Below are 10635 nucleotides of genomic sequence, written 5' to 3' on the forward strand. Positions count from 1 at the left end.
TCTTGTTGGCCACGAACATTCCCCTTTCAAACTTCTCTGCCCGTAAATAAAACCGTATACGGGATTTTATGTTCTCTTATTATCATAACACAAGAACATTTGTTCGTTTACCTGTTTTTCGTCATTTCAAGTAAACCACTATGCTATATTGTAGCGTTTTATTTCATTTTCGCAAATTAATTTTATGAAAAGGGCCTCAGTCAAATCATACTATTTCCCCGTTTTTCACTTAAAAAAGAGTGTGAATTCATGACATTAATGCGGTCCGAAAAAAAGCAAGCGGTAGACGCCGCTTGCACCGGAAGAGAACTATTTGGTTAAAGCATGTTCAACCTTTATGCATCGGTCCATAATGACCGTATAGCCTCGTTCTTTAAGGAAAGAGTAAGCTTCTTCATTCATGACACCCAGCTGGGCCCAGAATATTTTTGCATCTATCTTATCAAATTCACGTGCGAGATCAGGCAGAAATTCCGAACGCCTGAAAATATTGACAATATCAACAGGTCCTTCAATTTCCTCTAACGAAGCGACTGCTTTCACTCCAAGGGCCGAGTCGATGACCGGGTTGACCGGTATGATTTCGTAGCCCTGGTCCTGCATAGCTTTTGATACCGAGTGAGAAGTGCGTTCGGGATTGTCGCTCAGTCCCACGACTGCTATCCGCTTGGATTGTTTTAGTATCTGTCCGATTTCTTCACGTGTTGGATTTTCAATCATGAAAATGCACCGTCCTTTTGAATATCTGTGTAAGCGTTCTAAAGTCCTATTCTCTTTTTATAGCATAATATCCTCTATTTTTCAAAATTTTACGAATAAGTCTCTAAAAGATAAAGTGAACCCTGCATTGGATTCACTTTATCTTTGATTATTCTTTTATTAAGCCTTTTGAAATGAGGAATTCCCTGGCGACATCTTTCGGTTCTTTCTTATCGATGTCCACCTTGGCATTCATCTCGCTCATTTCTTTTTCAGATATCTTGCCTGCCAGTTCGTTCAGGACATCTTCCACTTCAGGGTGCTCTTTCAGCACTTCCTGTCTGATGACCGGTGCAGCATCATATGGGGGGAAGAAACCTTTATCATCTTCTGTTGACTTCAGATTGTACCTTTCGATCCTTCCATCCGTGGTAAAAGCAGGAATGATATCGACATCACCATTTTTAACGGCTTCGTACATGATATTCGGATCGTAGCTTTCTTTCGCTTTGAATTCAAAGCCGTATGCTTTAGAAAAAGCGTCATACCCATCGCCTTCACGTTCATAAAATTGATGCGGTGCTCCAAAGCTGAGGTCTTTGGAAAGAGGCACCAGGTCAGAGAATGTTTTTGCATCAAAATCCTGATCTTCTGTGTAAGCAAGTGTGTACGTGTTTTCAAATCCAAGCGGTTTTAACCAGGTTACATCAAACTTTTTCTCATACCCTTTTCTTACTTGTTCAAGAATCTCGTCTCCAGAAGCTCCTTCGGCTGCCTGTTCTTTAAGCACAGCTTCCAGTCCCGTTCCTGTGTATTCAACATACACATCAATATCGCCTTTTTCCAGGGCGGGGGTCAGGATGGAAACCTCCCCCAATCCTTCGTCAACCTTAACATCAAGGTCTGTTTTTTCCTTAAGTAACTCAGCCATGATATGGGTGAGGATAAATTGTTCTGTCCACATTTTCCCTGATACAGTAATCGTTTCTTTGCCGCCGTTGTTTCCGCAGCCTGCAATCAATAATGAAGCGGCTAGCAGAATGATAAAAGGCGAAAGTATTTTTTTCATATGTATGCTCCTTTTTATTTCTTTTTATTTACGGGCTTTTAAGCCTTTTGGGGTCGTTGCCTTTTCTAAGAGTCTTAACAAAAAATCAAAAAATAATGCCAATAATGCAGCTGGGACCGCTCCTGCAAGCACAAGGGAGTTGTTCCAGGTGGAAAGTCCGCGGTAAATCAGGTCACCCAGTCCTCCTGCCCCGACAAATGTTGCAAGCGTTGCGACACCCACTGTCAACACGGTTGCGGTCCTGATACCGGCCATGATAAAAGGCAGGGCGAGAGGGAGTTCGACCTTGAATAATAGCTGTGAATTCGTCATTCCCATCCCTTTTCCTGCTTCTATGACCCCTTCATCCACTCCTGCAATACCGGTGAATGTGTTCCTGAGTATCGGAAGCAGTGCGTATACAGTGAGGGCGATGATGGCCGTTGTGCTGCCTGTACCGAGAAGCGGGATCAGGAACCCGAATAATGCAAGACTCGGGATGGTTTGAAATACAGCGGTGATCCCGATATAGAATTCTGCAATATTCTTTTTACGTGAAATATAAATCCCTAACGGCAATGAAATGACAATCGCGATAAAAATCGATACGAATGACAGATAGAGATGCTCGACCAACCCTGTTATGATGGCATCCGATCGGTTTGTAATCGTAGTGATGAATGATAGCGAAAGGGCATGAATCATTTTGACTGTGCCTCCCTTCTATGTTTTGAAGCGACAGCCCCCAGAATATTGCTTCTGGATACACTTCCGATGCGTCTGCCCTCTTTTGTTACGACCAGCATAGGAGGTTCCTTTGAAACATAGAGAGCCGCAGCTTCAGCAATCGAGGCATCGTGCGGGATGCTTTCGAATTCAGATTCATCATATTCGAGAAATATCGGATTTTCACTCATGATATCCGAAACTGACATTTCTGTTTTGCCTTCATCCAGCCGGTGCTCTCCGATGAAGGAACGTACGAATTCATTTGCGGGAGAAGAAACCAATTGACCTGGTGAAGCAATCTGTTCGATTCTCCCGTCTCTCATGACAGCGATTTCATCGGCGATTTTCAGCGCTTCATCGATATCATGCGTGACAAATACAATGGTTTTATGTATGGAACTTTGAATGTGCTTCAGTTCGTCCTGCAGCTGCTCCCTGCTGATCGGGTCAAGTGCGCTGAAAGGTTCATCCATCAGGATGATAGGGGGTTCTGCCGCAAGTGCACGGATGACACCGACACGCTGCTGCTGGCCGCCGCTCAGCTCCAGGGGATATCTCTTCCGGTAGGTTTCCGGTTCGAGCCCCACCAGATTCATCAACTCGTCCACCCGGTTTTCATATTTTTCCTTCTTCCAGCCTTTCAATCGTGGAATCAGGCTGATATTCTCTTCGATCGTCATATGCGGGAGGAGGCCGATGCGCTGAATGACATAACCTATATTCCTTCTCAGTTCCACTTCATCTTCTTCCGATATGTCCCGTCCGTTGATTGTAATTGTACCGCTTGTAAGTCCAATCAGTTTATTGATCATTTTCATCGTGGTCGTTTTACCACATCCACTGGGACCGATCAACGCGACGAGTTTTCCTTCGGGGATAAGCAAGTCAATTCCCTTTATCGCTTCTGTCCCGTCTTCGTACACTTTCCTGACATTCTTGAACTCAATCATGTAACCACCTGCCTGAAATCTAATCTAAACATATTAAGAATACCCCCAATATCAACTGGATAAACATGTCAGAATCCTCATAAGGAAATTCTTCCACAAAACCATGCTATACGAAAAAAAGCAAGTAAACAAATAGTTTACTCGCTTTACATTGATTTATCCGATTTTGCCTTAACCGTCTGCTCTACTATGATTCCAGTTATGGTACCAAGAATCAATCCGTTATTAAGCAGGGAAGCGGCTGCGACTGGTACATTCGTGAAGGCCTCCGCAGGTACGAACATGGCACCGACCCCCACAATCAGAGAAATTCCTGCGACAAAATGTGTACGCTCCAAATCTGTTTCTTTTTGATATTCACCGAGTGCAAGCCCAACCATCTTGATAAAGATGACTGTCGTAACAGCATATCCTACCGGAGCCGGCAGACTCGCAAACACATTCATCACTTTTGGAACGAGAGAGATGATGATGATCATGGCACTTCCCGCTATGAACGGTATTATGCGGTACATTTTAGTGGCAGTAACGAAGCCCGCCGATCCGGATATCGGCACAGAACCGATTGCAGAAAATATCCCTCCCAGTATCTGATTAATACCAGATGCATACCCGCTTGAAGTATAGCGTTCATATACGGGTTCACCTTTCGACCTCATCACTTCCTCCATGACCCTGATCGAAGCAATCATATTTGTCGTCAACAGGAAGGTGATGAATACAGATGTAACAATAACACCCGTATCAAAGGCTGGTGCGCCGAATGAGAAAATCTGCGGCAGGGAGAACCATGAGTCTGAAACCGTTACATGACCGCCGAGCCCCATCACAGCAAAAATGACCCAGCCGGCAATGAGGGCGAGGATGATGGAATACTGCTGAATCCATTTAATCTTATGGCTTGAAAAATAAAGAGCAATCAGGACTGTCAGCACACTTCCAATCAACACGGCCGGCTGCAGTGTTTCCGATTCTCCGCTGATTCCGAACATCCCCTTCACAAACGACCCGCTCAGCTGCAAAATCAGAAGCATCAAATATACGAATGTGATTGTCGGAGTAAATAGGGTGGTCAGTTTTTTTAACAGGCCAGTCGCACTCAAAATGAAGAAAATAATTCCACTGACGATCATCCCGCCCTGCAGGACAGTCAATACTTCAAGCTGGCTGCTGTAGAGGGTCCCTGAAAACCCGGCATAAATGGCAAATACACCCCACCACAATCCAGCAGGCCCTTCATTGATCGGCAGTTTATGACCGATCAATGCCTGGATGAGGCTGGCTGCCCCCAACACAAAAATAGTGCGCTGTATGAAGCCGGCTGTCTCCTCCGCTGGCAGCTGAAATAAATCCGCTATTGCAATGGGAGCGGCAATCGACCCGGCAATCATAAAAGCAACCCATTGCAAAGCTGATAGTAATAAATGCATTAAATATCCACCTTCTGTTCATCTAGTATCAGCCTTGATGCATCATCAACTGAATGTTTCGCTCAACCGCCAACTTTTATCATATGGCGTAATCATTTTACCATATACAGGAGGGAATTCCCGGGAATTCAAACTGGTTTTAATGATATTATCTAGTTTTATGAACAGGTACTAAAAAAAAGCCTGATTTTCTCCCGTTTTCATGGTAAAATAAAGAACGCAATACATAAAAAAGGAGCAGTGATCATGTTTTATGCCCTTATCCTTGTTATAGCTTATCTCCTTGGTTCCATCCCCTCAGGGTTGATCATCGGAAAGAAGTTCTATGGAATCGATATACGGGAACATGGAAGTGGAAATCTTGGCGGTACGAACACTTTCAGGACACTTGGTGTAAAAGCAGGGCTTATTGTCACCATCATGGACATCCTGAAAGGGACAATCGCAGCATTATTACCGCTGTTTTTCAGTGTTGAACCAAAGATGTTCATGCTGGTGGCCGGTATATTTGCCGTAATTGGACATATGTACCCGCTTTTCGCAAACTTCAGAGGCGGAAAAGCCGTCGCAACCTCCGGAGGGGTCCTGTTGGGGTACGACCCCCTATTGTTCTTGATATTACTGGCTGTTTTCTTTCTCGGATTATATGTATCTAAATACGTTTCATTATCTTCGATGATTGCTGCCATCATTGCTTTTACTTATACGTTATTTACCGGGGATATACCTTTGATGATTGTCGTAGGTGTACTTGCCTTCTTTGTCATCTACAGGCACCGTGCAAATATTGTACGCATCAAAAATAAAACCGAACCTAAAATTAAGTGGCTTTAAACAAGAAAAAGCGGCTGAAATTCATTCAAAATATGAATGGATTTCAGCCGCTTTTTGTTTTCTGTGTCATCATTATGACGTGCCGTTCCATTCGGTGCATACAGTAATGCAAGACGGTTACTTCGCTGTTGATCCGGCAATAATGGTATAAATAGTGATTCCGCTTTTCATATTTTTACTGTAAAATAATGTTGTGTATGTGAAAAGAGGACAAAGGGGTTAGAACATGAACAAAAAGATGTATTATATGGGTTTATTTCTGGTGATTCCATTGGTAATGGTGATAGGTTATTTGATTACTGACCAATATAAAAGCTGGAATTCGGATAAGCAGTCCGTCAAGACTTCCCTTCTTCATGCGACGAGGGAAGTGCAGGCAGAAGGAAAGACCATGAAATCCACCGCCAGCATTGCAGCCATCGGTGACATCCTTCTCCACAATACAGTATATAATGATGCAAAATCAGGGTCCGGCTATAATTTTTCACCGATGTTTGCACCCGTTAAGGAGATGCTGGCAGAACCGGATTTCTTGATAGCCAATCAGGAATCCACGCCTGGCGGCAGTGAGATCGGCCTATCAAGCTACCCTCTTTTCAATAGTCCCAAAGAGATTGTTAAATCGCTTCAGGACACAGGGGTGGACGCAGTCACCACAGCAAATAACCATTCGCTGGATCAAGGAGAAAAAGGGCTTCTGAGTGCAATTGATTACTACGAAGAGATTTCAATGCCGTATGTGGGGGCTTTTAAAAGCCCTGAGGATAAAAAAAGAATCCGCACATTCAATATGAATGGCATCAAGTTTGCCCTGCTTTCCTATACGTATGGTACGAACGGAATCCCGGTACCGGAAGGAAAAGATTACCTGGTCAATCTTCTGGATGAACAGAAGATGGTCGCTGAAATTAAGAAAGCCAGGACAATGGATGTTGATCTTGTTGTTATGAGTCTTCACTGGGGGAATGAATATCAACGCTTTCCTACGGAGGAACAACAAAGACTTGCAAAGGTTTTGACTGATAATGGGGCAGATATTATTTTCGGTCATCACCCACACGTATTACAGCCGATTCAGACCTATAAAACCAGTGATGGACGTGACGCTGTTGTCATCTACTCTCTCGGGAATTTTCTTTCAGGACAAAAAGATGATTTTAAGGACATCGGCGGCATGGCAGAGATTCAGGTAGAAAAACAACAAAGTCCTGCGGGTACTCTTATTAATTATCCATTGATCGAGTTCCATCCGACGTTTGTAGCTGAGAACAACTATAATAATTATCGTATTTACCCACTTGACTTTGCTCAAAAAAATGGATTCATCACATATTCCAAAGAAGAGATGGTATCTCACATGATGAATGGAGTTGAGCAATAAGAGATGCAATGGATCATCATCTGCATATCATCGCACCTGTGAAGAGCTGCCGGAATGCCCCGGGTACACGCAAGAAAAAAAGAGCTGACTTCTTTCAAAAAGACGTCAGCTCTTTTCTGTATCCAATTAATGTGTTCCAAACAGTACATGATTGAAAAAAATCCCTCCAAGTGCAAGGACGGCCAGGACCAAATTAACGGTTAGAAATGTGTTTTTCCTGCTTCGATAATATAGGGCAACCATACCATAGTAAAGAAGCGCAGATATAATAATAAAGGTGCCTGCTTCTATCTTATAGCTCGCTTTTTCCAACTGTAAGAAGGTCAATACACCCAGACCCCCGAATATCAGTGCGCCGATATAATATAAAAGTACTTGAGTTTTCAATTAACCCACTCCTTCTGTGCGAATTAGTAGATGTTCCGGTGTTGTTATGTATATAATATTAAAACGGTCTCCGGTTTGTCCAGGAGCGCCGCGGGTGGAAAATCATTGTAGAGAAAGGAGTCCAATCCTCATGAACATACATATATCAAAAGATGCCCTCCAATGGTTCAAGGACGAAATGCTCGTAAATGAAGGCGAATATGTCCGTTTTTATGTGCGTTATGGAGGTTCCAGCCCTCTGCATGACAGTTTCTCATTAGGCGTCACGAAGGAAGAGCCTATAGAAGCTGGTGAGCTCATTGAAGTTGACGGCCGCTTGTTTTTTGTAGAAGAAAGGGATCTGTGGTACTTTGATGGACACGATTTACATGTTGGTTTCAATAAAGAACTCGAAGAACCTTTATATGAATATAAAAAATAAGCGGATGCTGAGGCCTGATGTCTTGATCAGGCCTCTTATTTATTCAATGAAACGCTTAATATGATCATGCAGGCCTTCCTCTTTCAAGATATGGAGCTGAGTATCGCCCATAAGATCAAAATGTGGGAAACCGTCGCTGCGCATATGGATCCAATCTTTTTTCAATCCATACTTTTTACCCCATTGAGAGAGTTTCTCAAGATCCGCACAGCCTGCTTTTGTAACGGATTTGACTGCAGGGAATCGTTCGTCCACCCAGAAATGGGTGATAAATGCCACTTCACCTTTTCCGACCCTTTCTTTCCATTTGTTCAATTCTCTCCTGTTCACCCCGAACGCCATTTAACTTCCTCTCTTCTTCTATTGTTCATTAGCCTGCTTTTTTGCCTTTTCATATGCTTCATGCCAATCCGGAAACATTCTGCGGATTGATATTGGTCTGAAACTTTCTTTCTTGACGCAAACATGTTTTGATTGTCCGCTGACTGCCAGCTTATTTTCCTGATTATATATTTCATATGCATATGTAATTCTGATTCCATCATATTCTTCGACCCATGTTTTCACAAGCGCTTGTTCACCATATCTAACCGGTATCTTATAACTTATCGTAAGATCCACGACCGGAGAAAGGATCCCGTCCTTTTCTACCTCTGCATAATTAAATCCGAGATCTTCAATAAGTTTGGTTCTCCCGAGTTCCATCCAAATGAGATAGTTCGCATGGTAAACGACACCCATTTGATCAGTTTCAGCGTACCTGACTTGAACTGTGTTTTCTGAAATATGCACTCTGTGTTCACCTCTGTAATTATTTTATTCATGTTAATTATAGTAACACAGTAGTGCCCGTCATTGTATAAAAACGCTTGTTGCAGACCCCCATGGAAAAAGCGCGAATATGCTTATATAAGAGCATATTCGCGCGCGTTGTACCAGTAAATTGATTACTGGTTATTATTTTGACCGGCTTCATCTTTGATTTCGCTGCGGAATGCCTCAAGACTTTCGCGGCGGCGTTCATTCTTAGCCTTTATAGACTGAAGCTGTTCTTCACTGTCTGTGAAAGCCATGGATTCTTCTGCCTTCTCCATGTTTTCAATCGTATGTTGAACCATTCCCTGAAGCTTTTCGACGTTATCACTGCGATCATCCGGATTCGGTTTACTGTTCCATGCCATCCTGAATTCCCCCTTAGTTGTATGAAGACAAACCACAAGCTGGGTCGGTCCCTTCATTATTTTTCTTCAAACTAAGCGATGTTATTCACCTTTTGTCTGGATTACCTGTGCATGCTTTCCGGATTTATCTTGCATTTGCTTTCCTTTGTTTCCACCAGCTTCTCTCGATTGTGTTCCGATATGGTTCGGATTGAAATGCTTATTGTTTCTTTTAGGATTGCTCATTGTACTTCCCCCCTTAGTAGTATCATTTCCATTTTAGAGAGGAATGTTAGGCGTAATAATTGGCAGGAGATTATTTTTATCCCCATAAATAAAAAATAAAGCCTCGTAAAAGATTACTCGGCTTTATTCAAGGGACGCTTGATTTCAAATCGTGCGTCAATTCTTTCTTCAATTGCATTCATGGCTTCCTGATCGAGAAGCAGCTGTTTTTTGTTCTCTTTTACCAGGTCGGCAAAAGATTTCTTTCTTGGTCTGCGCATATAAAGGAAAACCTCGCTCTCTTTAACGACTTGTATAAATAGTATATCCAAATTTCAGATATTTTAAACAAAGGTCATAAAGAGAGCCAGTCCCTTATTTTATTAATGCTTTGAAGGCTTCCAGGCTTGTGATTGCACCGATTTGTTTATGCGTGATTAATCCCTGTTCGTTGATTACGTAAGTTGTCGGAACCGTTAGGATATCATAGGCCTTGTTGATCTTATCATCTTCATCAAGGAGGATAGGAAAGGAAAGTCCCAGTGATTGTTGATATTCCTTAACGTTATACTGAGGATCAATATTGATGGCGAGGATCTCGATTTCATCCCGATTCTTCTTATAGAAGTCCTCCATGACCGGCATTTCTTCTTTACAAGGCGGACACCAAGTTGCCCAGAAGTTGATGATCACTTTTTTACCTTTGAATTGTGACAGTGTCACCTCTTCACCTGATAAGTCCTTTAGTTTGAAGTCAATGGCTTTATCCCCTGCATTCGGTCCCGGAAAATGTTCAGCTGGTTGGGAGCTGTCAGCTGCTTCGCTTTCTTCAATATCAATCAGCTGGTCGAAGGATTGATTGACAGGTGACTGTTCAAACTGATCTTTGGAAATAACATTTGGGCTGGACTTATTTTCAACATAAAAAGTATAGACCAATAATGCGATAAGCAATATTCCAAAAAAAGATTTCAAAAGTCCGTCTCTCCTCTTCCGATTAGTTGCTTATATTAATATATGATGGCTTGTCTCGGTTTAGTCGTGAATAGTGGGGGAATTATGAAGGAAACTTTGTGTAAAATGGTTTTGGATGTGAACTCAGTTATACTTGCTCAACATTTTTTTATTCTTCAAATAGGACGAAACTATAAAGCCAATAACTTAAGATGAACAATTTAGAAGGAGCTTCAATCAACGCTAATGATTTCCGTGCAAGACTTCGCTTTCCGCGGGTAGCCCGTGAGCCTCCTCGGCAAGCCTGCGGGAAGAAAAGCGGAAGGGCTTTGCTCAGAGGCGTGTGGCATAAGACGAATCGACCACGAAGGCGTTCTTTGCCTTCTTGGTCGGTTTGACTTATGACATGTGCCTCTA

Annotated in this window: 15 protein-coding genes; 3 read left to right on the forward strand and 12 right to left on the reverse strand. The window is 42.7% G+C overall.

Features of this window, described 5'->3' with window-relative positions:
* Positions 1-309: 309 nt before the first annotated feature.
* The 5 genes from BHE18_RS05305 to BHE18_RS05320 all read right to left on the reverse strand — a co-directional run bounded on the left by BHE18_RS05305 (position 310) and on the right by BHE18_RS05320 (position 4856).
* A complete protein-coding gene (locus BHE18_RS05305; protein ID WP_071617574.1) occupies positions 310-720 on the reverse strand; it encodes a CoA-binding protein in 411 nt (136 codons plus the stop codon).
* 148 nt (positions 721-868) lie between these two features.
* Positions 869-1768: an ABC transporter substrate-binding protein gene (locus BHE18_RS23570; RefSeq protein ID WP_235860255.1), complete on the reverse strand. Its 900-nt coding sequence runs from the start codon at positions 1766-1768 to the stop codon at positions 869-871.
* Positions 1769-1792: 24 nt separating this feature from the next.
* Positions 1793-2452, reverse strand: a complete 660-nt coding sequence (locus BHE18_RS23575) for an ABC transporter permease (RefSeq protein ID WP_235860256.1) — start codon at positions 2450-2452, stop codon at positions 1793-1795.
* Entirely contained in the window at positions 2449-3426 is a 978-nt protein-coding gene (locus tag BHE18_RS05315) for an ABC transporter ATP-binding protein (protein WP_071617575.1), read from the reverse strand. Before BHE18_RS05315 ends, BHE18_RS23575 begins: the two co-directional genes overlap by 4 nt.
* Before the next feature lie 146 nt (positions 3427-3572).
* Positions 3573-4856 (reverse strand): purine/pyrimidine permease, encoded by a 1284-nt coding sequence (locus BHE18_RS05320; protein ID WP_071617576.1) that lies wholly within the window; start codon positions 4854-4856, stop codon positions 3573-3575.
* Between the two features lie 246 nt (positions 4857-5102).
* Here BHE18_RS05320 and plsY point away from each other — a divergent pair, with 246 nt between their 5' ends.
* Positions 5103-5690, forward strand: coding sequence for a glycerol-3-phosphate 1-O-acyltransferase PlsY (gene plsY / locus BHE18_RS05325; RefSeq protein WP_071617577.1), 588 nt, complete (start codon positions 5103-5105; stop codon positions 5688-5690).
* Between the two features lie 226 nt (positions 5691-5916).
* Positions 5917-7071 carry a CapA family protein gene (locus tag BHE18_RS05330; RefSeq protein ID WP_083573625.1) on the forward strand — a complete coding sequence of 385 codons (1155 nt, stop codon included), beginning with the start codon at positions 5917-5919 and terminating at the stop codon, positions 7069-7071.
* 126 nt (positions 7072-7197) lie between these two features.
* Here BHE18_RS05330 and BHE18_RS05335 read toward each other — a convergent pair whose 3' ends face one another.
* The gene (locus BHE18_RS05335) at positions 7198-7458 is read right to left on the reverse strand and encodes a hypothetical protein (protein ID WP_071617578.1); all 261 of its coding nucleotides are present in this window, start codon (positions 7456-7458) and stop codon (positions 7198-7200) included.
* Positions 7459-7588: 130 nt separating this feature from the next.
* Between BHE18_RS05335 and BHE18_RS05340 the strand changes: the two genes are divergently transcribed.
* Positions 7589-7879: a HesB/YadR/YfhF family protein gene (locus BHE18_RS05340; RefSeq protein ID WP_071617579.1), complete on the forward strand. Its 291-nt coding sequence runs from the start codon at positions 7589-7591 to the stop codon at positions 7877-7879.
* 39 nt (positions 7880-7918) lie between these two features.
* Here the strand turns inward: BHE18_RS05340 and BHE18_RS05345 are convergent, their stop codons facing one another.
* From BHE18_RS05345 to BHE18_RS05370, 6 genes are all read right to left on the reverse strand, one after another.
* On the reverse strand, positions 7919-8221 hold the full coding sequence (locus BHE18_RS05345) for a hypothetical protein (RefSeq protein ID WP_071617580.1): 303 nt from the start codon (positions 8219-8221) through the stop codon (positions 7919-7921).
* Positions 8222-8239: 18 nt separating this feature from the next.
* Positions 8240-8671: an acyl-CoA thioesterase gene (locus BHE18_RS05350; protein ID WP_071617581.1), complete on the reverse strand. Its 432-nt coding sequence runs from the start codon at positions 8669-8671 to the stop codon at positions 8240-8242.
* Positions 8672-8826: 155 nt separating this feature from the next.
* On the reverse strand, positions 8827-9060 hold the full coding sequence (tlp, locus tag BHE18_RS05355) for a small acid-soluble spore protein Tlp (RefSeq protein ID WP_032088513.1): 234 nt from the start codon (positions 9058-9060) through the stop codon (positions 8827-8829).
* An 81-nt stretch (positions 9061-9141) separates the two neighbouring features.
* Entirely contained in the window at positions 9142-9285 is a 144-nt protein-coding gene (locus BHE18_RS05360) for an acid-soluble spore protein N (protein WP_032088514.1), read from the reverse strand.
* 113 nt (positions 9286-9398) lie between these two features.
* Positions 9399-9545, reverse strand: coding sequence for an FbpB family small basic protein (locus BHE18_RS05365; protein WP_071617582.1), 147 nt, complete (start codon positions 9543-9545; stop codon positions 9399-9401).
* Positions 9546-9639: 94 nt separating this feature from the next.
* Positions 9640-10239, reverse strand: coding sequence for a peroxiredoxin family protein (locus BHE18_RS05370; RefSeq protein ID WP_235860257.1), 600 nt, complete (start codon positions 10237-10239; stop codon positions 9640-9642).
* Positions 10240-10635: the final 396 nt, after the last annotated feature.

It is taken from the genome of Rossellomorea aquimaris, from assembly GCF_001877785.1.
Taxonomy (GTDB): domain Bacteria; phylum Bacillota; class Bacilli; order Bacillales; family Bacillaceae_B; genus Rossellomorea; species Rossellomorea aquimaris_A.